We start from the raw sequence: 20,833 nt of genomic DNA on the forward strand, positions 1-20,833 counted from the left end.
GGGTTCAGTCGGTGGGGATCCTGGCCTCGGCGCCGTCCCGCAGGACGGTGGCCTCGATGAGCCCGTACGGCCGGTCGGCGGCGAAGTAGACCTCGTTGTCGTTGGTGAGCCCGAAGGGCGCGAGGTCGACCAGGAAGTGGTGCTTGTTGGGCAGCGAGAGCCGTATCTCGGCTATCCCGGAACGCCGCTCGATCACGCGCGCGCCCATCGCGTACAGGGTCTGCTGGAGCGAGAGCGAATACGTCTCGGCGAAGGCGGCCAGCAGATCGGCGCGCGCGTCCGCGTACGCGGCGTCCCAGTCCGGCTCGGGCTGCTCGCCGTCGCTCCAGCCGTGGCGCCAGCGGGCGTGCACCTCGGTGGCGAGGACGCGGTCGCGCGCCTCGGGCAGGGTGGTGTACGCGTCCTTGACGTAGCCGTGGAACTCGGAGTCGGTGGAGTTCATGACCGTGAGGTCGCGCAGGCCGGACAGCACCTCCCAGTCCTGGCCGTCGTAGCGGATCTGGGCGGTACGGGTCTCCCGGCCCGCGCGGACGAAGGAGTGCCGGGCCTCGCCGCCGGTCTCGATCCGCTCCCAGGCGTACTCCTCGATCCGCACGCGGGCGGTGCGGATCGTCTCCTGACTGGAGACGAAGTGGCGGGCCAGCTCGATGCCGAAGTGTTCGGCGGTGGCGATGCCGTGTTTCTTGGCGAAGGCGTACACCGTGTTCTTCATGGTGTCGGTCGGCAGGACACCGGTGTTGTCGCCTTGGCGGTGGACCTCCGCCATGTCGCCGGAGAGCGCGACGGAGACGTTCAGGTCCTTGATGTGGTGGACGGCGCCGTCGCGCACCATCCGGACCACGCGGGTCTCCGCCTTGCCGTACTGGTTCTGGCCGAGCATGGGCATCGGGCTTTAGCTCCCTCGGTATACGGAGTAGCCGAACGGGGTGAGCAGCAGCGGCACGTGGTAGTGCTCGCCGGGCTCGACGGCGAAGACGACCGCCACCTCCGGGAAGAAGGGCCCGCGCGACTCGGTCTCGAAACGCAGCCGTACCTGGGTGGTGCCCCCGGGCAGGGCGGGCAGATCCTTGCAGCGCCCGTCCCGGTCGGTGGCGGAGGCGGCGTGCACCGTCCACTCGCCACCGGCGGCGGGGCGCACCGACAGCTCGACGGGGACGCCGGTGGCCGGGCGGCCGAGGCTGGTGTCCAGGATATGGGTGGACACGGAGGTGGGGGTCGTCACTACCGCTCTCCTTCCGCCGCCTCGGCGGTCATGGATCGGGTCAGCCGGATGCGGTTGATCTTTCCCAGTTCGGTGCGGACGATCTCGCGTTCGGTGGCCGTGTCGTTGCCGATCCGGTGGCGGAGGGCGGTGAGCATCTCCTCGCCGGTGCGGCCGGTGGCACAGATCAGGAACACGTGGCCGTGGCGCTCCTGGTACGCGAGATTCAGCTCCAGCAGCTCCGCCCGCAGCTCATGGCCCACTCCGCTTTGTTCGCGCGCCGAGGTGGCGTCCCCCGGCTTCGGCCGCCCGATGGGCGGATGCCCGGCCATGGCCTCGGCGAGGTCGCCCTCGGTCAGCCCGGCCATGGCCGTGTCGGACGCGTCGAGCAGGGCGTCCAGGTGCGCGTACGGGCGCTTGGCGGCCACCGCCGCGCCCCAGGCCCGGCTGGCGCACACCTCGTACAGCAGCGCGGCCGCGTCCGGCCGGTCCGCCGCGTTGAACCGGGCCAGGCCCGGTGGAGCGCTGGTAGTCACATCCCGAAAGCTAAGAGCTTCCCCGGCGAACGTCAACACTTTGTTGAAATCAGGCCAGGAAACGCGGGTGCCGGGCCCGGCCACGGCACACGGCACACGGCACACGGCACACGGCACACGGCAGGATGGGTTCCATGACCGCTGAACTCGCCGCACGGCTGCCGGACCGCTTCTGGTCCGTGCCGTACGTCGGCGCGCGCTTCCCCGGATCCCCGGCGGTCGCCGAGCGGCCGGACCTCGCCGAGGGCGCCAACTGCCAGGTGTTCGCGTACGCGGTGCTCCGCCACTTCGGCCTGGAGCCGCCCGCGCTGCGCTCCAGCGACCTGTGGGCCGACACGGCGGCGACGGCCCGCGTTACGGTGGCCCGCCCCCTCGACCTGCTGTTCTTCAACGCCACCGACGATGCCTACGGCGCCCACGTCGGCGTGTGGGCCGGTCCTGACCAGGTGCTCCACCTGTGCGCCGAGGCCGGGCGCCCCGCCGTCTGGCCGCTGAGCGCCTTCGCCGACCGGCCCCGCTACCGCACCCTGATCGGCGTCAAGCTGGTCACGGCCGTGGGGGCTCGGCGCTCTTCTCGCGGTTGAGGTAGTTGTAGACGGTGAAGCGGCTCACCCCGAGCGCGCTCGCGACCGTTTCGACGCCGTGGCGCACCGAGAACGCGCCGCGCTGTTCCAGGGCGCGGACGATTCCCTGCTTCGTCTTGCGGTCCAGGTCCGACAGCGGGACGCCGTGGCGGCGCTGGAGGTCGGCGAGGATGTGGTCCAGCGACGCCGAGAGGTGCGGCAGCCGTACGGCCACCACCGCGCTGCCCTCCCAGGACAGCACCACGTCGTCGTCCCGGGCCCGGTCCGGGGCGATCAGCTCGCCGCCCATCGCGTCGACCAGCGGCCGGACCGCCGAGACGAAGGGGTGGTCCGTTCCCGGGTCCGCGTCGGTGTCCGCCGGGCCGGTCACGCGTCGGGCTCCGCGACGACGTTGACCTGCAGCGAGACCCGGGTGGCGCCCGCGTCCAGGGAGGTGCGCAGCAGGTCGCCCACGGCGGCCAGCACGGCGTCCGCCCGGCCCTCGGCGGTGTTGCCGAACGGGCCGACGTCGACGGTGTCCAGCGGTGCGGCCTGAACCGCCTCGCGGGCGGCCACGGCGTGCGGCGGCACCTCGTCGAGGTCGAACGGCTCGGTGGTGAACTCAACCCTCAATCTCACGCCGCCAACCTACTGCGCCGGGCCGCGCCTCCGGCAGCCTCGCGCGGCGCGTACTCCGGGCGTCATCCGTCAAGCGTCCAGCCCGGCGTCACGCGGCCGTCCCACTGGAGGTGGGCAGAACGCCCAACTCCCCCTCCTCGCCCGCCCGCTTCGTGGACCATGGCCCAGTTACCAGCAGCCCACTACGGAGCGTCAGATGACAGAGAGCGTGCCGGTGCGCTGCCCCGCGTGCCGCCGCGAGCAGTCGTTCACTCCGCCCACCTTCCCGTGCTCGTGCGGCGCGCCGCTCACCCTGCCGGTGCTGCGCGACGGCACGCCGGAGGAGATCGAACACCGCACCTGGCAGGACATATGGGTGGCGGCGGACTGCCCCTCCTGCGGGCGTCAGGGCCACTGGCCGCAGCCGGAGTTCGGCTGCGGCTGCGGTGCGGTCGTACGGGTCCCGGTGGTCCCGGTGGTGCCGGTCGCGCCGGTTCCGGAAGCCTCGGAACGTCATCAGGACAGCGAGCCGACCCCGCGCCCGGCGTTCCGGCCGGTGACGATCCGTACCGCGCGGGACGTGGTCACCGCCGCCGCCCAGTATCTGCGGTGGCTCGGCTTCGGGTGTCTGCGGCGGCCGGACGACCCGGAGGCGTCCGGAGTGGACCTGTACGGGAAGGGCATCGTCGCCCAGGTCGATCCGACGACCCGCCCCACCGGGCTGCGCGAGGTCGAGTGCCTGTGGCTGAACGGGCTCAACGAGTCGGCCGTGAGCGTCTTCTTCTCGCTGGCGGGCTACGCCCGGGAGGCGCGGGCGCGCGCGGACGCGCTGCACATACCGCTGTTCATCATGGACCTGACCGGCACTCCACAGCCCGTCAACGACCCCGCGGACACGCTGATCCGCTGTGGCCCGCCCCGCGCATGAACCCGCGTATGAGCCTTGTCCATTGTCACCCGAACGAGGGCCGTTTCGCCTCCCCTTCGCGGATGATCTCCGCCGGTTTTTCGCGCTCTACCGTGGTTCCCGTTCCCGCCCACGACCCCCTGCGAATCGGAGCGCCGAGCCATGCCCGAAGACCTCACCGTCGACCGCGCCGACATCACCCTGGCCGTCCGCGACCACGGCGGCAGCGGCACCCCGCTGCTGCTACTCCACGGCGCCACCCGCACGCTCGCCGACTGGTCGGAGATCGCGGACGACCTGATCGCCGATCACCGGGTCCTCTCGATGGACCTGCGGGCGCACGGCGCCTCGGGGCGCGGTGCGCGGCCGTGGACGGCCGGGGCCGCGCTCGGCGACATCGAGGCGGTCCTCGACGCGTGCGACGCCCCCGAGGCCGTACTCGTCGGGCACTCGCTCGGCGGCATGCTGGCCGCGCTCTACGCGGACGCCCATCCGCACACCCCCGGCGCGGTCAACCTCGACGGCTTCGGCATGGGACGCCCCGACCAGTACGCCGGGCTCGACCCCGAGACCGTGGCCGAGGGCCTGGACCGGGCCCGGCAGGTCGCCCGGGCCTCGGCGGGCCAGGCCTTCCCGCCCGAGGCGCTGGAGACCGTACGCGCCCAAGGGGCCGCCATGGCCGCCCAGCTGGGCTTCGCACCCGAGCTGCTGGAGGAGGGCGTACGGCGGTCGCTCGGCGAGACCGGCGACGGGCAGCTGTTCCTGCGGCCGGAGCGGGAGCGGGCGGTGGAGATGCTGGACGCGATGTACGAGCTGGACATGTTCCCGGTCTACCGCCGTCTGACCCGCCCGCTACTGATCGTCCGTGGCGCGCGGCTCGTGGACCAGGGCCCGGAGCTGGCGTGGTTCGACGAGCTGATGGCCGCGTACATGAAGGGGCTGGAGGCCGAGCTGAGCGCGCTCGCCGCCGACCACCCGCACATCGCGGTGCACACGCTGGACGCGTCGCACGCGATGCTGCTCGAGCGCCCGCGTGCGCTGGCGGCGCTCGTGCGCTCCTTCACCACCGGCCCGCACTTGCGCTCATGACCGGGGGGCGCTTCGGTTGAAGCACCACCCCCACCGTTCACGACCGGCCGGAGGCCGTAGCGATGGCTGTTCCGTGGTGCCCGAGGATCGCGGCGACGCTCCTGACCCTCCTGACCGTCCTGACCCTGCTCACGGTCACCGGCTGCGGTGGGGGCGGGCTGCCGCGGCCCACGGACGAGAGCCGCCCCGCGACCACGCCGAGCGTCCCCGATCCGGGGACGGCCGACAGCGTGGAGGGGGACATCAACGCGGCGGTGTCCATCACCAACACCTACTGGTCCACCCACTGGAACGAGTTCTTCACCGGCACCTACCGCCCGCCCCGGATCGTGGGCGCCTACGACGGCGCCACCGGCACCGCTCCCACCTGCGGCGGCACCGCGCTCCCCGACAACAACGCCGTCTACTGCCCGGGCGGCGACTACGTGGCCTGGGACATGGACCTGATGCGGGCGGGCCACCAGCGCGGCGACGCCTGGGTCTACCTGGTCATCGCCCATGAGTGGGGCCATGCCATCCAGAACCGGCTGGACGCGGGCCTGGTCGACCTGGCCCGCGAACTCCAGGCCGACTGCCTGGCGGGCGCCGTCCTCTTCGGCGCGGCCCGGGACAACACGCTGACCTTCGAGGACGGCGACACGAATGAACTGTCCGACGCCCTGTCGGCCCTCGCCGACGAGACGCCGTGGACGAACACCTCCGACCACGGCAACGCCTCGCAGCGCGTCTCGGCGTTCAGCCGGGGCGCCGAATCCGGAGTAAAGGGCTGCCTCCCGAACGCGGCCCGGTAGAACGCGTTATCGGCCTCAGCGCGCGGCCTGCGGCGCCGGGCTGCGGTCCGGGTCGGTGCGGGTTTCCGGGACGGCGGACACGTCTCGGGCGCCCGCCTCGCGCAGCTCGACCTTGCGGACCTTGCCGCTGACCGTCATCGGGAAGGCGTCCATGACGCGCAGGTGGCGGGGCACCTTGAAGGCGGCCAGGCGGCCACGGCAGAAGCGGGCCAGTTCGTCGCGGGTGAGGGCGGTGGCGCCCTCACGCAGGATGACGCAGGCGAGGATCTCCTCGCCGTACTTCTCGTCCGGTACGCCCACCACCTGCACATCGGCGATCTTGGGGTGGGTGTGCAGGAACTCCTCGATCTCCCGGGGGTACACGTTCTCGCCGCCCCGGATGATCATGTCCTTGATGCGGCCGACGATCTGGACGTAGCCGTCGTCGTCCATCACGGCCAGGTCGCCGGTGTGCATCCAGCCCGCCGGGTCGATCGCCTCGGCCGTCCGCTCGGGTTCCTCCCAGTAGCCGAGCATCACCGAGTAGCCGCGGGTGCACAGCTCGCCGCGGGTGCCGCGCGGGGCGGTCAGGCCGGTGGCCGGGTCCACGACCTTGACCTCGACGTACGGCAGCACCCGGCCGACCGTGCCGGTGCGGCGGGCGAGGTCGTCGTCGCGGCGGGTCTGGGTGGAGACGGGGGAGGTCTCGGTCATGCCGTAGCAGATGGACACCTCGGCCATGTGCATCTCGGCGACCACCCGCCGCATCACCTCCACCGGGCAGGGCGATCCGGCCATGATGCCGGTGCGCAGCGAGGAGAGGTCGTAGGTGGCGAAGTCGGGCAGGGCCAGCTCGGCGATGAACATGGTGGGGACGCCGTACAGCGAGGTGCAGCGCTCCCGTTCGACGGCGGTCAGAGTGGCCGCCGGGTCGAAGGTGGGGGCGGGGAGGACGAGGCAGGCGCCGTGGGTGGTGGCGGCCAGCGCTCCCAGGACCATGCCGAAGCAGTGGTACAGCGGCACCGGCAGACAGATCCGGTCGCGCTCGGTGTAGCCGACCGTCTCCCCCACGAAGTAGCCGTTGTTGAGGATGTTGTGGTGGGAGAGGGTGGCGCCCTTCGGGAACCCCGTGGTGCCCGAGGTGTACTGGATGTTGACCGGGTCGTCGCAGGTCAGCCGGGCCTCGCGGGCGGCCAGCTGGTCCTTCGGCACGCTCGCCCCCGCGCGCACCAGCCCGTCCCAGGTGCGGTCGCCGATGTAGACGACGTCGCGCAGGGCGGGGCATTCGGCGCGGACCTGCTCGACCATGCGGCGGTAGTCGCTGTCCTTGTGCTCGGTGGACGAGACGAGGACCGACACCCCTGCCTGCCGCAGCACGTAGCGCAGCTCGTGGACACGGTAGGCGGGGTTGACGTTGACCATGATGGCGCCGATGCGGGCGGTGGCGTACTGCGTCAGCAGCCATTCGGGGCAGTTGACCGCCCAGATGCCGACCCGATCGCCCTTGCCGACGCCCTTGGCCAGCAGCCCGAGCGCCACCTCCTCGACCGACCGGCCGAATTCGGCGTACGTCCAGCGGCGGCCGGAGGGCAGGTCGACCAGCGCCTCGCGGTCGCCGTGGCGTTCGACGGCCCGGGCGAGGTCGGCGCCGATGGTGTCGCCGCGCAGCGGCTGGTCCCCGGTGCCGCTCGCGTACGAGAGGGCGGCGGGGGCCTCAGCCGCCGGGGGGATCGGGTCGGTCATGGTGTCTCCTTAGCGGTCACACGAAAGAGAGCTGCCCTTCATGAGGTTCCCTCATGAAACTCGACGCCGTCTCCCATCGCCGTGCGTTCCCGTAGTTCAATCCGGCGAATCTTGCCGGACACCGTCTTGGGCAGCTCCGCGAACTCCAGCCGCCGGACCCGCTTGTACGGCGCCAGCACCGCCCTGGAGTGCGCGAACAGCACCTTCGCCGTCTCGGGCCCCGGCTCCCAGCCCTCGGCCAGCACGATGTACGCCTTCGGCACGGCCAGCCGCAGCGGGTCAGGCGCCGGGACGACGGCGGCCTCTGCGACCGCCTCGTGCTCCAGCAGGGCGCTCTCCAGCTCGAACGGGGAGATCTTGTAGTCGGAGGCCTTGAAGACATCGTCGGCGCGCCCGATGTAGGTGATATATCCACTTTCGTCCCGCGAGCCGATGTCGCCCGTGCGGTAGTAGCCGCCCTCGGTGGCCTCGGCGGTGCGCTCCTCGTCGCCCTCGTACCCCGTCATCAGGCCGACCGGGCGGCCGTGCCGTCCGGTCAGGTCGAGGGCGATCTCGCCCTCGTCGCCGGGTTCGCCGGTGACCGGGTCGAGGAGGACGACGGCGAAGCCGGGGGTCGGGCGGCCCATCGAGCCGGTCTTGAGCGGCTGGCCTGGGGTGTTGGCGACCTGGACGGCGGTCTCGGTCTGGCCGAAACCGTCCCGGATGGTCACGCCCCAGTCGCGCCGGACATGCTCGATGACCTCGGGGTTCAGCGGCTCACCGGCGGCGACGGCCTCGCGCGGCGGGTGCCGCAGCTGGGTCAGGTCGGCCTGGATGAGCATCCGCCAGACGGTGGGCGGGGCGCAGAAGGTGGTGACGCCGCAGCGGTCCATCTCGGCCATGAGGCGGGTGGCGTCGAAGCGGGTGTAGTTGTGGATGAAGACGGTCGCCTCGGCGTTCCACGGGGCGAAGAGGTTGGACCAGGCGTGCTTGGCCCAGCCCGGGGAGGAGATGTTCAGGTGCACGTCCCCGGGCCGGAGCCCGATCCAGTACATCGTCGACAGATGGCCGATGGGGTACGAGATGTGGGTGTGCTGGACGAGCTTGGGCTGAGCGGTGGTGCCGGAGGTGAAGTAGAGCATGAGGGGGTCGGCGGCGAAGGTCGGGCCGTCCGGTACGAAGCGGTCCGCCGCCCCGCCCCGCACCTCGTCCGGCACGGTGTCCGTCCCGGCGTCCTCGTACGCCAGCCAGCCGTCCGGGACCGCCCCTTGGGGTGCGCCGACCGCGATGCGGGTGTAGTCGCCCGCCACCTCGGCGAACTTGCCGGTGTCCTCCGCCCGCGCGATCACGTGCTTGGCCCGGCCGCGGCCGATGCGGTCGGCCAGGTCCAGCGGGCCGAGCAGCGGGGTGGCCGGGATGACGACGGCGCGCAGCTTCATCGCCGCGAGCGCCGTCTCCCACAGCTCCCGCTGGTTGCCGAGCATGACCACGATCCGGTCCCCGACCCGCACGCCCCGCGCGCGCAGCCAGTTCGCGGCGCGGTCGGAGCGGCGGCGCATCGCGTCGAAGCTCAGCCGGGTCTCCTGGCCGTCCTCCTCCACGATGTGCAGGGCGGTGCGGTCGTTGCCGTCCGCGATCTGGTCGAACCAGTCCAGGGCCCAGTTGAACCGGTCCGGGCGCGGCCAGCTGAACCCCTCGTACGCCGCCTCGTAGTCCTCCCGGCGGTCGAGAAGGAAGTCCCGGGCCGCACGGAATTCGTGAGACGGACTGTTTGCTGTCACTTGTCCTCCTGATGTGGCGTGCCGCTCGCTAGCATCGTGCGACGGGTGATCTGGGTCTCACCATCCCCCGGGCGGGGGTGGTGACGTTTCGGGGAGGCGACCGTGGCGGAATCGGAGCGTGCCGTCGACATACGGGCGGCGCTGCTGCGGATGCGCCGGCGCGGCGGGCTGCCCGTCGCCTTCGGCGGGCTGTTCTCGGGCGCGCGGCAGTTCCGGATCTCCGAACTGACCGGAACCACCACGAACTCCTTGCACGGGCTCGCCATCACGGCGGGCAACGGGCTCGGTGGCAAGGTCCTCACCCTGTCCCGGCCGATATCCGTGATCGACTACCCCGTCTCGCGGGCCATCAGCCATGAGTACGACGGGGCGGTCGGCGCCGAGGGGCTGCGCTCGATGATGGCCGTCCCGGTGGTCGTCCGGGGCCGGGTGCGCGCGGTGCTGTACGGGGCGCTGCGGCAGCCGCTGATCCTCGGCGACCGCGCGCTGACCGCCGGGGTGGAGGCGGCCCGTGAGCTGGAACGGGCCCTCGCCGTCCAGGACGAGGCGCAGCGGCTGATGACGGTCGTCGCGGAGCGGCCGGTGCCGGTGCCGGAGGCCGAGCCGGACCCGGCGGTGTGGGAAGAGGTCCGCCGGGCCCATGTCGACCTGCGGGCCCTGGCCCACCGGGTGGCCGACCCGCAGCTGCGGGAGGAGATCCTGACCGCGTGCGGCCGGCTGGCCCGCGCCTCGTCGGGCGAGGCCCGCGACCCGGCGCCCCACGGCCACGTACGGCTGTCGCCGCGCGAGGTGGACGTCCTGGCCTGCGTGGCCTCGGGCGCGACGAACTCGGCGGCGGCCGACCGGCTGGGGCTGCGGCCGGAGACGGTGAAGAGCTATCTGCGCTCGTGCATGCGCAAGTTGGGGGCGCGCACCCGGCTGCACGCGGTGGTCGAGGCGCGGCGCGCGGGGCTGCTGCCGTAGGGCGTGTCCGCCAACACCCCCCGGCCCCGTGACGCCCGGAGCGCTTCCCCGGGCGACGGCCGGAAGGCGCGTCCCTGACGCCGTGGGCCGACCTGATGCGATGTCGCGGTCATGCTGTGGCGGTTTCATGGTGCGGTGGCGGTGCTCGTGACGGCTGCGGTCAGGAGAGGACGGCGGCGAGGGCCGGTGCGTACAGCTCGGCGACCTCGTCCGGGGTGAGGGCGGCGACGGCCGGGGCGCGCAGCAGATAGCGGGAGAGGGCGAGGCCGAGGAGCTGGGCGCAGACCAGCCCGGCGCGGCGCCGGTCGACGGTCTCGCCGAGCGCGGGCGCGACCTGCTCGGCGAAGATCTCGCGCAGCCGCTCGGCGGCCCGCTCGTTGGTGACGGCGGAGCGCAGCAGGACGAGCAGGGCGTCGTCGGCGGGGTCGCCCTCCCAGCGGTCGAGGAAGTGGCGGACGAGGACGAGTGCGAGGTCGTCGCGGGCCACGGCGGTGAGGTCGGGCAGCCGCAGGTCGATGGTGAGGGCCGCGTCGAAGAGCTTCTCCTTGCTGCCGAAGTAGCGCATGACCATCGAGGCGTCGATGGCCGCGTCGGCGGCGACGGCGCGGATGGTGGTGCGTTCGTAGCCGTGCCGGGCGAAGTGCGCGCGGGCGGCGCGGAGGATGGTGGCGCGGGTGCGGTCGGCGCTCCGGGCGCCCCTGAGGCAGCCTGCAGGGGTGGCCGCCGGGCTGTCGGCCGGGCCGGGGCCCGGTTCGCTTGCGGAGCGGTCGGATGGGTCGGAGGGTCCGGAGGGGAGGCGCCGCCCGGGATCGTCCATGCCAACAATCGTAGGCAACCAGTCGTTGGGGCGCCAGGAGCGGGTACGAGGGCCCGGCGAGGCCCCGCCAGTGCCCCGGCCGCCGCCTGGGCATATCGGGGGATATCCTGCACTGAGGCCAGTGGTCGGCGCTCCGGGCGCCGAGGGGACCGCGACGAGGAGGTGAGGTCCACGCGATGACCAGCGAACCTCCCAGTCGCATGCCGCGAACCATCACCCCGAGCCGGACACGCTGAGCGCGGCACGGCCCGGCGGCACCTCTTCGTAAAGGACCCCGCATGTCCCAGCGCCGTTCCCACACCCCGCGCCCGCCGAGGAAGTACCCCTGGCTGCGGTCCGCAGCGGAGCGCGGAGCGGGCGCCGGACCGCGCTCCCGGACCGGGGCCGGGACCGGGGCGGCCGGTCCGCCGAGCGCCGACTCCGGGCCCGCCGCGGTCGACGGCACCCCGGTCGCCGACGAGCAGAGCGTGGTGGACGCGGCCGTCTACCGCGACGGCCGCCGGGTCGGCACGCCCGACGGCCTGGCCGCCACCTTCCGGCGGCTGCGCGAGGAGCCGGGCGCGATGGCGTGGATCGGGCTGCACCGGCCGACCGAGGCGGAGCTGCTGTCGGTCGCCGAGGAATTCGACCTGCACAAGCTGGCCATCGAGGACGCGATGGAGGCGCATCAGCGGCCCAAGCTGGAGCGCTACGGCGAAACGCTCTTCGTCGTGCTGCGCGCGGCCCGCTACCTCGACGCGGTCGAGGAGGTGGACTTCGGCGAGCTGCACGTCTTCGTCGGCCCCGACTTCGTCATCACCGTCCGGCACGGCGCCGCCCCGGACCTGTCGGCGGTGCGCGCCCGCATGGAGTCGGCCCCGGAGCTGCTGGCCCTGGGCGCGGAGGCCGTGCTGTACGCCATCCTGGACGCGGTCGTGGACGGCTACGCCCCGGTCGTGGCGGGCGTGCAGAACGACATCGACGAGATCGAGACCGAGGTCTTCCGCGGCGACCCCGCCGTATCGCGCCGCATCTACGAACTCTCCCGCGAGATGGTCGAGTTCCAGCGCGCGACCCGCCCCCTGGTGGGGATGTTGCGCGGGCTGATGGCCGGGTTCGACAAGTACGGCACGGACGAGGAGCTGCAGCGCTACCTGCGGGACGTCGCCGACCATGTCACCCACACCAGCGAGCGCGTGGACGGCTTCCGCTCGGCCCTCACCGACATCCTCGCGGTCAACGCCACCCTGGTCACCCAGCAGCAGAACGCCGAGATGAGAGCGCTGGCCGAGGCGGGCTTCGAGCAGAACGAGGAGGTCAAGAAGATCTCCGCATGGGCGGCCATCCTCTTCGCCCCCACCCTCGTCGGCACCATCTACGGCATGAACTTCACGCACATGCCGGAGCTGCACTGGGTGCTGGGCTACCCCTTCGCGCTGCTGCTGATGGCGGTGGTGTGCGTCAGCCTGTACGTCATCTTCAAGCGGCGCGACTGGCTCTGAGCGCGTCCCGGGCGCCGTTGGCCTTGTCGGCCTTGTCATCCCGGCACGAACCACCGGCCCGGGGGACTCACCTCGGCCACACGCGGCCGCGATCGTCCCGGTCCGTGACTCAGGCGCTGCCATATTCGAAGGCCCCCTTCGGAGGTGGCAGTGACGCTTGAGGCGACAACATCCCGGATACCCGCACCGCTCTCCCCGCCGCGACCCCCACCACACGCACCCGGCCGCACCACCGCCGATCGCCTCGCCGATCTGGAGGTGCGCCGGAAACAGGCGGCCGCGCCGGGCGGGACGCGGCGGCGGGGCGAGTTCGGGGCGCGGGAGCGGATCGATCTGCTGCTGGACGCCGGGTCGTTCACCGAGACCGGGCTGTTCGTACGGGCCCGGCCCGGCGGAGGCGGAGGCGGGAGCGGGGGCGGGAGCGGGGGCGGTTCCGGGCGGCCGTACGGCGACGGGGTCGTCACCGGGCACGGCACCGTCGACGGCCGTCCGGTGTGTGTCTTCGCGCAGGACTCCACGGTGTTCGGCGGCAGCATGGGCGAGGCCTTCGGCGAGAAGACCGTCGCGCTGATGGACCTCGCGCTGAAGACCGGCTGTCCGGTCGTCGGGCTCAACGACGGCGGGGGCGCCCGGATCCAGGAGGGGGTCGCCTCGCTCGCGCTCTACGCCGAGCTGGTGCGCCGCAATGTGCGGGCGTCCGGGGTGATTCCGCAGATCTCGGTCGTGCTGGGGCCGTGCGCGGGCGGAGCCGCGTACTCGCCCGCCATCACCGACTTCACCGTGATGGTGGACGGGGCCTCGCAGATGTTCGTCACCGGGCCGGATGTCATCGAGGCGGTCACCGGTGAGCGCGCCACCGCCGAGGAGCTGGGCGGCGCCCGCACCAGCAACACCGTCAACGGCAACGCCCACTTCCTCGCCGCCGACGAGGTGAGCGCCCTCGGCACCGTGCGCGATCTGCTGTCGTACCTGCCCGCCAACAATCTGGAACTGCCGCCGCGGTACGCACCGGCGGCGCCACCGGCCGGGGCGTGCCTCGATGAGGTCATGCCGGACCGGCTCGGGCAGGCCTACGACATGCGCGATATCCTGCGCGCGGTCGTGGACGACGGCGAACTGCTGGAGATCCAGGAGCTGTTCGCGCCGAACATCATCTGTGCCCTGGCGCTCGTGGAGGGCTGTTCCGTCGGGGTCGTCGCCAACCAGCCGCTGCACGCCGCCGGGGTCCTGGACATCGACGCGTCCGAGAAGGCCGCGCGCTTCGTGCGGTTCTGCGACGCCTTCGGCATCCCGCTGCTGACCTTCGCCGACGTCCCCGGCTACCTCTCCGGCGTCCGGCAGGAGCAGGCCGGGATCATCCGGCGGGGCGCCAAGCTGCTGTACGCGTACGCCGAGGCGACCGTCCCCAAGGTCACGGTGGTGGTACGCAAGGCGTACGGCGGCGGGTACGCGGTGATGGGCTCCAAGCACCTGGGCGCCGACATCAACCTCGCCTGGCCCACCGCGCGCATCGCCGTCATGGGCGCCGAGGGCGCGGTGGGCGTCCTCCACCGGCGTGAACTCGCCGCCGCGGACGACCCCGAGGCGCTGCGGGCCCGGCTCGTCGCCACGTACGAGGGCACCTACGGGACCCCGTACCTGGCGGCCGAGCGCGGCTACGTCGACGCCGTCATCGCACCGCGCGACACCCGCGCCCATGTCTGCCGCGCCCTGCGCGCGCTGCGCGGCAAGCGCGCCGCGATGCCGGAGCGCAGGCACGGCAACATCCCGCTCTGACCGGCCCGCACTCCGCTCCCGCTCCCGCCCCCGCAAGTCCATCCCGTGATGTCGATGTTGACGTTGACGTGAGGAGCCATGCCCGATGGACAGCCGCCGCACCACGCTCGCGCCCGCGTTCCACAGCCTGCCGGAGTATCTACGGCACTGGGCCCAGGCCACCCCCGACCGCCGCGCCTTCACCTTCGTCGAGCATCCCGCCCCCGACTCGCGCGGTGTCCACCGCACGCTGACCTGGCGGCGCCTGGACCTGCGGGTCCGGGCGGTGGCCGCGCGGCTCGCCGAGGAGTGCGAGCCCGGGGCGCGGGTGGCGCTGCTGTGCCCGCAGGGGACGGAATACGTGACCGCCTTCCTCGCGGCGCTCGCCGCCGGGCTGGTCGCCGTGCCCCTGTATCCGCCGGGCCTGCCGGGGCACGGCGACCGGCTCTCGGCCGTGCTGGCCGACGCGGCTCCCTCGGCCGTCGTGACGACGGGCCATGTCCTGGACGACGTACGCGAGTTCTGCACGGACCGGTCCCTTCCTGTCATCGCCGCCGACCAGGTGTCCGATGCCCATGCCCACGCCTGGCGGCCTGGCGCACCGGACGACTCGGCGGTCGCCTACCTGCAATACACCTCCGGCTCGACTCGGGTTCCGGCTGGCGTGGAAATCACCCATGCGAATGTCGTCGCCAACGCCCGCCAGGCGCTCACCGCCTACGGCGCCGACGCCCACCCGGTGAGCTGCGTCGGCTGGCTGCCGCTCTACCACGACATGGGACTCGTCCTGAGCGTCGCCGCCCCGGTGGTGCGGGGGCTCCTGTCGGTGCTCATGGACCCCGTCGCGTTCCTGCACGAGCCGGTGCGCTGGCTGCGGCTGCTGGCCGCGCACCCGCGCGCGGTGAGCGCCGCGCCCAACTTCGCCTACGACTACTGCGCCTCGACGGTCACCGACGCGCAGAAGGCGGACCTGCGGCTGGACGGCGTCACCGCGCTGATCAACGGCAGCGAGCCCGTCCGCCCCGGCACCGCCGACCGCTTCCACGCCGCGTTCGCCGCCCAGGGGCTCGCGCCGGAGACCCACTGCCCGTCGTACGGGCTCGCCGAGGCGACGGTCTTCGTCAGCGCGGCCCGCCCCGGGGAACCGTTACGCCGCTTCGCGCTCGACCGTGACGCCCTCGCCACCGGTAAGGCGCTTTCCGCGCGGGCCGACGATCCGACGGCCGTGCTGCTGGCCGGGTGCGGCACTCCGGCGGGCCAGCGGGTGCGTATCGCCGATCCCGTCTCGCGCGCCGCGCTGGACGAGGGAGAGGTCGGCGAGATCTGGGTGCGGGGGCCCAATGTGGGGCGCGGCTACCGGAATCAGGACGGGCAGAGTCGGCGTGTCTTCGGCGCCGCGTTCGCCGACGATCCCCCCGCTGGTCCGGGCGGCGGCTGGCTGCGTACGGGCGACCTGGGCACGGTCCTCGACGGGCAGCTGATCGTCACCGGGCGGCTGAAGGACCTCATCGTCGTGGACGGCCGCAACCACTACCCGCAGGACGTGGAGGCCACCGCCCAGGACGCGCATCCGGCCGTACGGCGCGACCGGCTCGCCGCCTTCGCTACAGCGGGCGCTTTCGGTGAGCGGGTGATCGTCGTGGCGGAGCACGCCCGGAACACGGCGCTGGACGACATCGACGTACCGGCCCTGATGCGGGAGGTGTGCGCGGCCGTGTCGACCCGGCACGGGCTGCGGCTCGCCGATGTCGTCCTCGTCCCGCCGGGCACCGTGCCCCGCACCTCCAGCGGCAAGGTGTCGCGGGCGCTGACCCGCGAGCGCTATCTGGCGGGGGCCTACGCCACGCCGGGGGCCGCGGAATGAGGGCCGCCGGAGATGCCCGTGAGGGCGCGCTGCGCCGCCTGGTCACCGAGCAGGTGGCCGCGTGGCGGGGCACGGCGGCCGGTGACGTCCCGATGGACCGGCCGCTCGCGGACCTCGGCATGTCCTCCCGGGACGCGGTCGTCCTGGCCGGGGAGCTGTCCCGTGCGGTGGGGCGTGAACTGCCCGCGACGCTGCTGTGGGAGGCGCCTACGGGCGATGCGCTGGTGGCGCGGCTGTGCGGTATGGACGACGGCCCGACGGGCATCGCCCCTCCCCCGCCCCCGCCCCCGCCCGGCGAACCCATCGCCGTCATCGGGATCGGCTGCCGACTGCCCGGCGGTGTGCACGGCCCGGACGACTACTGGCGGCTGCTCAGCGAGGGCACCGACGCGATCCGGCGCGTCCCGGAGGACCGGTGGCGCGACTTCACCGCGTTCCCGCCCGCCGACGCGCCCCCGTACGGCGGCTACCTCGACGACATCGCCGGGTTCGACGCGGACTTCTTCCGCATCACCCCGCGCGAGGCCGCGGTGATGGACCCGCAGCAGCGCATCCTCCTGGAGGTCGTCCACGAAGCGCTCGACCACGCCGCCGTCCCGGCCGCGTCGCTGGCCGCCACCGCCACCGGTGTCTTCGTCGGGGTCTCCGCGCCCGAGTACGGGCAGCTCACCGGCGCCGACCCGGCGGCCGTCGATCCGTGGGCACCGGCCGGTGGCGCGCTGAGCGTGGCGGCGGGCCGTCTGTCGTACGTCCTGGACGCGCGCGGGCCGAGCATGGCGGTCGACACGGCCTGCTCGTCGTCGCTGGTCGCCGTCCACCACGCCTGCGTCAGCCTGCGCACGGGCGAGAGCGACACGGCGATCGCCGCCGGGGTCAACCTGCTGCTCTCCCCCACCGTCACCGTGGCGTTCCGGCGGGCGGGGGCGCTCGCCCCGGACGGCCGGTGCAAGCCGTTCTCGGCGGCGGCGGACGGCATCGGGCGGGGTGAGGGGTGTGCGGCGGTGCTGCTGAAGCGGCTGTCCGACGCCGAGCGGGACGGCGACCGCGTGCTCGCCGTCATCCGCGCCACGGCCGTCAATTCCGACGGCCGCTCCAACGGCCTCCTGGCCCCCAACCCCGCCGCCCAGCGGGCCCTCCTGGCGACCGCGTACGCACGGGCCGGGCTCGCCCCGGCGCACATCGACCACGTCGAGGCACACGGCACCGGCACCCCGCTCGGCGACCCGATCGAGGCGGGCGCGCTCGGCGCGGTACTCGGCGCGGGCCGCGACCCCGACCAGCCGCTGCTGCTCGGCTCCGTCAAGGGCAACCTCGGCCACCTGGAGTCCGCCGCGGGCATCGCGGGCCTGGTGAAGACGGTGCTCGCGCTGCACCACGACGTCATCCCGACCTCGCTGCACTGCGCCGAGGGCACCGCCCTGGACGACGAACGCCTGCGCGTCGTGACCGAGCCCGAGCCCTGGCCCCGCTACGGGGGTACGGCCACCGCCGGGGTCTCGGGCTTCGGCTTCGGCGGCACCAATGCCCATGCGGTGCTGGAGGAGTGGCGACCGGCCCCAGGCCGTACGGGCGCCCTCCTGGACCAGCCCGCGCTGGCCGAGGCGCACCCCGGCGGAGGCACCGCCCGGACGGCGTCCGGGGGCGGGTCTCCTTGGGCGAGCGGCCCAGACCTCGCGGACCCGGCGAGACTCGGCGAACACGCCGCCCTGGTGCCACCGAGGCGTATCGGCGCCGCGCCGGGCCAGCCCGTAGACCCGGCGGAACGTGGCGAACGCGCCCCCGCACCACCGAGGCCTGTCGGCGCCGCGCCGGGCCAGCCCGCAGAGACCGGGGAGACCGGGGAGCACTCTCGCCCGGACACCGCCCACACGGAACCCGGGAGCGCGCCTCCCCAAACGAGCACGCCAGGGGGCGCGCACGCGGCGGGAGTTGGCGGACGTGCCGCCGCGCCACCAGGATGTGTCGGCGTCGCACCGGGCGAGCCCACGGAGGTCGGGGACGGGCCCGCTCGGACGAGCCCAACCACGGCGCGAGAAGCGGCGCCTACCGGCGGCAGCACGCCAAATGCCGCAGTGTCTGCGGGAGTTAGCGAACACGCCACGCCGCCACCAAGGCGCATCGACGCCACGCCGCGTGAGCCCGCAAACGCCGGGGAGCACCCTCGCAAGGGCACCTCCCGAACGCCGTCCAGGGGCGCGCCACCTGGGGCGAGCACGCGAGACGCCGCAGACCCGGCCGGACTCGGCGGACACGCCACCGCGCCACTACCCCCGGAGGGGACCGCGCGTCTGTATCTGCTCTCCGACGTCGACACCGCGCGCCTTCGGGACACCGCCGACCGGATCGCCGCGTGGCTCCGTGCGCCCGAGGGCAGCGCCGCGTGTCTCGCCGATGTGGCGCGTACGCTCGCCGGGCGCGCCGGGCGTGGGGCCGTGCGTGCCGCGGTCGTCGCGCGCGACCGTGACGAACTCGCCGACGCGCTAAGCGCGTTGGGGGCGGAGCGTCCCGACGCGCGCGTCGTGTCCGACGACCGGGATGTGGCCGCCGGGCGCGGGCCGGTGTGGGTGTTCTCCGGGTACGGCAGCCAGTGGTCCGGGATGGGGCGGCGGCTGCTGGCCGAGGAGCCCGCCTTCGCCGCCGCCGTCGAGAAGCTCGACGCGCAGCTCGCCCCGGAGTGCGGCATGTCCCTGTACGACCACCTGGCGTCCGGCGGCGACCTCGACCGCCTGGAGGTGGCCCAGCCGGTGCTGTTCGGGCTGCAGGTGGCGCTTGCCGAGTTGTGGCGTTCGTACGGTGTCGAGCCCGCCGCCGTCGTCGGCCACTCCATGGGCGAGGTGGCCGCCGCGGTGTGCGCGGGTGCCCTGGAGGTGGCGGACGCGGCGCGGGTGGTCGCCGTACGGGCCCGGTTGCTCAGCGGGTTGCGTGGTGGCGCCATGGCGGTCGTCGATGTGGAGGATGACGAACTCGGCGCGCTGGCACGGGACTTCCCCGGTGTCCATGTCGCCGTCCACTCCTCCCCCAGCCAGAAGGTGGTCACCGGCGACGAACCGGCGGTGGCCCGGCTCGTGCGGCGGCTGCAGCGGGAGGGGCGGGTGGCGCGGGCCATGCGGGTGGTGGGTGCGGGGCACTCGCCGCAGGTCGAGCCGTTGCTCGCGGAGTTGACCCAGGAGTTGGCCGGGGTCCGGGGCACACCGCCCCGCGTCCCCGTGTACTCCACCGTGCTGGACGATCCGCGCGGCGACTGCGTGTTCGACGCCGCCCACTGGGCCGCGAACCTGCGGCGGCCCGTGCGCCTGGACCGGGCGGTCGCGGCCGCCGCGGCCGATGGCCACAGCGCGTTCGTGGAGATCTCGCCGCACCCGGTGCTGACCCGGGCGCTGGCCGACACCGCGCCCGGCGCCCTGGCCGTCGGCACGTTGCGCCGGGACGCGGACGGCTCCGCCGGGTTCCTGGCCCAGGTGGGCGCCCTGTACGCCGCGGGCCTGCGGCTGCCGCCGCCGCCCGGGCGCGTCATCGACCTGCCCGCGCCGCGCTGGCGGCATGTGCGGCACTGGTGGACTGACGGGCGTACGGGGGCCGTGGCGGCCGCGGATGTACCGGCGGCGCCCGTGACAGAAGTACGCGCGGGCATGGCGCCCGGGACGGCAACCCACGCAGGCGCGGCGCACCCGGGCACCGCGCCCGTCGACACCAGCCACGCCGCCGAGGACACGTCCATCACCGCCCGCCTGTGCCACCACATCGCCGCCGTCACCGGCCACCCGCCCGCCCGCGTCACCCCGGCCACCGCCCTCGCCCAGCTCGGCCTGGACTCGCTGATGGCCGTCCGCATCCGCACCGCCTTGGAGCGGGAGTTCGCGATCGAGCTGCCGCTGCGCGATCTGCTCGGCGCCGCCACCGTCGCGGAGGCGGCCGCGCGCATCGAGCGGGCGCTGCCCGCGCGGGACGCGAGCCTGCGCGTCCTTCAGGCCACCGGCTCCCGGCCACCGTTCTTCCTCGTCCACGCCGCGGGCGGCACCACCGACGTCTACCGGGCGCTCACCGAACGGCTCGGCGGCGAGCAGCCGGTGTACGGACTGGAGCGGGTCGAGGAGGCCCGTACGGTGGCCGAGAAGGCGCGCCGTTACGCCGATTCCGTCGCCGCCGTCCACCCCGACGGGCCCTGCCTGTTGGGCGGCTGGTCCTTCGGCGGCTTCGTCGCCCAGGAGACCGCGCGGCAGCTCACCGCCGCCGGGAGGGACGTGGCGCTGGTGGCGCTCATCGACTCCGTACGCCCCCTCCCCCAGCCCGGCCGCACACCGGCCGACCGCATCCGCGCCCACTTCACCGGGTTCGCCCGCCACGTCGCCGACACCTACGGGGTCCAACTCAACCTGCTCTACGACAAGTTGACCGCGATGGACGACGACGGCGAGCGCATCGACACCGTGCTGCGGGCCCTGCGCGAGGCAGCCGACGTGCCACCCGCCGCGCTGGAGCACCAGCGCTCCTCGTACCTGGACCTGAGGATCGGCGAGGCGCACCGGCCGGGCCGCCACGACGGGCCGGTGGTGCTCTACCGGGCCTGCGAACCCGCGCCGCACACCGTGCGCGACCCCGCGTACGAACGGGAGGACGACGCGCTCGGCTGGGACGAGGTGTGCCCGCGCCTGACGGTCGTACCGGTCGCCGGACACCATCTGTCGCTGCTCGACCCGCCCTGCGTGGACGAGATCGCCGCCCATCTGCGGCGGCTGCTCGCCGAGGACAACCGCCGAACCTGATCG

At 73.6% G+C, this 20,833-nt stretch carries 17 protein-coding genes; 9 read left to right on the forward strand and 8 right to left on the reverse strand.

Features of this window, described 5'->3' with window-relative positions; all coding sequences use genetic code 11:
- Positions 1-4: 4 nt before the first annotated feature.
- From pucL to uraD, 3 genes are read right to left on the reverse strand one after another with little or no spacing between them, the layout of a single operon-like run.
- Positions 5-886 (reverse strand): factor-independent urate hydroxylase, encoded by an 882-nt coding sequence (gene pucL / locus ACFV9T_RS27020; RefSeq protein ID WP_385444708.1) that lies wholly within the window; start codon positions 884-886, stop codon positions 5-7.
- A gap of 6 nt (positions 887-892) precedes the next feature.
- On the reverse strand, positions 893-1,222 hold the full coding sequence (gene uraH / locus ACFV9T_RS27025) for a hydroxyisourate hydrolase (RefSeq protein ID WP_385444710.1): 330 nt from the start codon (positions 1,220-1,222) through the stop codon (positions 893-895).
- On the reverse strand, positions 1,222-1,737 hold the full coding sequence (gene uraD, locus ACFV9T_RS27030) for a 2-oxo-4-hydroxy-4-carboxy-5-ureidoimidazoline decarboxylase (protein WP_385444712.1): 516 nt from the start codon (positions 1,735-1,737) through the stop codon (positions 1,222-1,224). The genes uraH and uraD overlap by 1 nt, the downstream gene beginning before the upstream one ends.
- A gap of 134 nt (positions 1,738-1,871) precedes the next feature.
- On the opposite strand from uraD, the gene ACFV9T_RS27035 reads away from it, so the two are divergent.
- Positions 1,872-2,321 (forward strand): hydrolase, encoded by a 450-nt coding sequence (locus ACFV9T_RS27035; protein WP_385444714.1) that lies wholly within the window; start codon positions 1,872-1,874, stop codon positions 2,319-2,321.
- On the opposite strand, the gene ACFV9T_RS27040 is transcribed toward ACFV9T_RS27035, so the two are convergent.
- Positions 2,284-2,610: a helix-turn-helix domain-containing protein gene (locus ACFV9T_RS27040; protein ID WP_385444764.1), complete on the reverse strand. Its 327-nt coding sequence runs from the start codon at positions 2,608-2,610 to the stop codon at positions 2,284-2,286. The genes ACFV9T_RS27035 and ACFV9T_RS27040 overlap by 38 nt on opposite strands.
- A 77-nt stretch (positions 2,611-2,687) precedes the next feature.
- The gene (locus ACFV9T_RS27045; RefSeq protein WP_385444716.1) at positions 2,688-2,939 is read right to left on the reverse strand and encodes a hypothetical protein; all 252 of its coding nucleotides are present in this window, start codon (positions 2,937-2,939) and stop codon (positions 2,688-2,690) included.
- Between the two features lie 196 nt (positions 2,940-3,135).
- On the opposite strand from ACFV9T_RS27045, the gene ACFV9T_RS27050 reads away from it, so the two are divergent.
- The 3 genes from ACFV9T_RS27050 (at position 3,136) to ACFV9T_RS27060 (ending at position 5,705) form a co-directional block, all read left to right on the forward strand.
- On the forward strand, positions 3,136-3,846 hold the full coding sequence (locus tag ACFV9T_RS27050; RefSeq protein ID WP_385444718.1) for a hypothetical protein: 711 nt from the start codon (positions 3,136-3,138) through the stop codon (positions 3,844-3,846).
- 141 nt (positions 3,847-3,987) lie between these two features.
- On the forward strand, positions 3,988-4,914 hold the full coding sequence (locus ACFV9T_RS27055; RefSeq protein WP_385444720.1) for an alpha/beta fold hydrolase: 927 nt from the start codon (positions 3,988-3,990) through the stop codon (positions 4,912-4,914).
- A gap of 62 nt (positions 4,915-4,976) precedes the next feature.
- On the forward strand, positions 4,977-5,705 hold the full coding sequence (locus ACFV9T_RS27060; RefSeq protein WP_385444722.1) for a neutral zinc metallopeptidase: 729 nt from the start codon (positions 4,977-4,979) through the stop codon (positions 5,703-5,705).
- 15 nt (positions 5,706-5,720) lie between these two features.
- On the opposite strand, the gene ACFV9T_RS27065 is transcribed toward ACFV9T_RS27060, so the two are convergent.
- Positions 5,721-7,427, reverse strand: coding sequence for an AMP-binding protein (locus tag ACFV9T_RS27065; protein ID WP_385444724.1), 1,707 nt, complete (start codon positions 7,425-7,427; stop codon positions 5,721-5,723).
- Positions 7,428-7,465: 38 nt separating this feature from the next.
- Positions 7,466-9,187: an AMP-binding protein gene (locus tag ACFV9T_RS27070; RefSeq protein WP_385444725.1), complete on the reverse strand. Its 1,722-nt coding sequence runs from the start codon at positions 9,185-9,187 to the stop codon at positions 7,466-7,468.
- A gap of 102 nt (positions 9,188-9,289) precedes the next feature.
- On the opposite strand from ACFV9T_RS27070, the gene ACFV9T_RS27075 reads away from it, so the two are divergent.
- A complete protein-coding gene (locus ACFV9T_RS27075) occupies positions 9,290-10,150 on the forward strand; it encodes a response regulator transcription factor (RefSeq protein WP_385444727.1) in 861 nt (286 codons plus the stop codon).
- A 160-nt stretch (positions 10,151-10,310) separates the two neighbouring features.
- Here ACFV9T_RS27075 and ACFV9T_RS27080 read toward each other — a convergent pair whose 3' ends face one another.
- Positions 10,311-10,967: a TetR family transcriptional regulator gene (locus ACFV9T_RS27080; protein ID WP_385444729.1), complete on the reverse strand. Its 657-nt coding sequence runs from the start codon at positions 10,965-10,967 to the stop codon at positions 10,311-10,313.
- Between the two features lie 278 nt (positions 10,968-11,245).
- On the opposite strand from ACFV9T_RS27080, the gene ACFV9T_RS27085 reads away from it, so the two are divergent.
- The 4 genes from ACFV9T_RS27085 to ACFV9T_RS27100 all read left to right on the forward strand — a co-directional run bounded on the left by ACFV9T_RS27085 (position 11,246) and on the right by ACFV9T_RS27100 (position 20,830).
- Positions 11,246-12,448, forward strand: a complete 1,203-nt coding sequence (locus ACFV9T_RS27085; RefSeq protein ID WP_385444731.1) for a magnesium and cobalt transport protein CorA — start codon at positions 11,246-11,248, stop codon at positions 12,446-12,448.
- Positions 12,449-12,625: 177 nt separating this feature from the next.
- Positions 12,626-14,224, forward strand: a complete 1,599-nt coding sequence (locus ACFV9T_RS27090) for an acyl-CoA carboxylase subunit beta (RefSeq protein ID WP_385444766.1) — start codon at positions 12,626-12,628, stop codon at positions 14,222-14,224.
- An 85-nt stretch (positions 14,225-14,309) separates the two neighbouring features.
- Positions 14,310-16,067 (forward strand): fatty acyl-AMP ligase, encoded by a 1,758-nt coding sequence (locus tag ACFV9T_RS27095; RefSeq protein WP_385444733.1) that lies wholly within the window; start codon positions 14,310-14,312, stop codon positions 16,065-16,067.
- Entirely contained in the window at positions 16,064-20,830 is a 4,767-nt protein-coding gene (locus ACFV9T_RS27100; protein WP_385444734.1) for a beta-ketoacyl synthase N-terminal-like domain-containing protein, read from the forward strand. Before ACFV9T_RS27095 ends, ACFV9T_RS27100 begins: the two co-directional genes overlap by 4 nt.
- Positions 20,831-20,833 lie beyond the last annotated feature (3 nt).

This window comes from Streptomyces sp. NPDC059850 (assembly GCF_042731515.1).
Lineage (GTDB): Bacteria > Actinomycetota > Actinomycetes > Streptomycetales > Streptomycetaceae > Streptomyces.

Coding starts and splice junctions, on each gene's coding strand:
- pucL (WP_385444708.1), bottom strand. CDS start 886: ATGCCCATGCTCGGCCAGAACCAGTACGGCAAGGCGGAGACCCGCGTG.
- ACFV9T_RS27035 (WP_385444714.1), top strand. CDS start 1,872: ATGACCGCTGAACTCGCCGCACGGCTGCCGGACCGCTTCTGGTCCGTG.
- ACFV9T_RS27040 (WP_385444764.1), bottom strand. CDS start 2,610: ATGGGCGGCGAGCTGATCGCCCCGGACCGGGCCCGGGACGACGACGTG.
- ACFV9T_RS27050 (WP_385444718.1), top strand. CDS start 3,136: ATGACAGAGAGCGTGCCGGTGCGCTGCCCCGCGTGCCGCCGCGAGCAG.
- ACFV9T_RS27055 (WP_385444720.1), top strand. CDS start 3,988: ATGCCCGAAGACCTCACCGTCGACCGCGCCGACATCACCCTGGCCGTC.
- ACFV9T_RS27060 (WP_385444722.1), top strand. CDS start 4,977: ATGGCTGTTCCGTGGTGCCCGAGGATCGCGGCGACGCTCCTGACCCTC.
- ACFV9T_RS27065 (WP_385444724.1), bottom strand. CDS start 7,427: ATGACCGACCCGATCCCCCCGGCGGCTGAGGCCCCCGCCGCCCTCTCG.
- ACFV9T_RS27080 (WP_385444729.1), bottom strand. CDS start 10,967: ATGGACGATCCCGGGCGGCGCCTCCCCTCCGGACCCTCCGACCCATCC.
- ACFV9T_RS27085 (WP_385444731.1), top strand. CDS start 11,246: ATGTCCCAGCGCCGTTCCCACACCCCGCGCCCGCCGAGGAAGTACCCC.
- ACFV9T_RS27095 (WP_385444733.1), top strand. CDS start 14,310: ATGGACAGCCGCCGCACCACGCTCGCGCCCGCGTTCCACAGCCTGCCG.
- ACFV9T_RS27100 (WP_385444734.1), top strand. CDS start 16,064: ATGAGGGCCGCCGGAGATGCCCGTGAGGGCGCGCTGCGCCGCCTGGTC.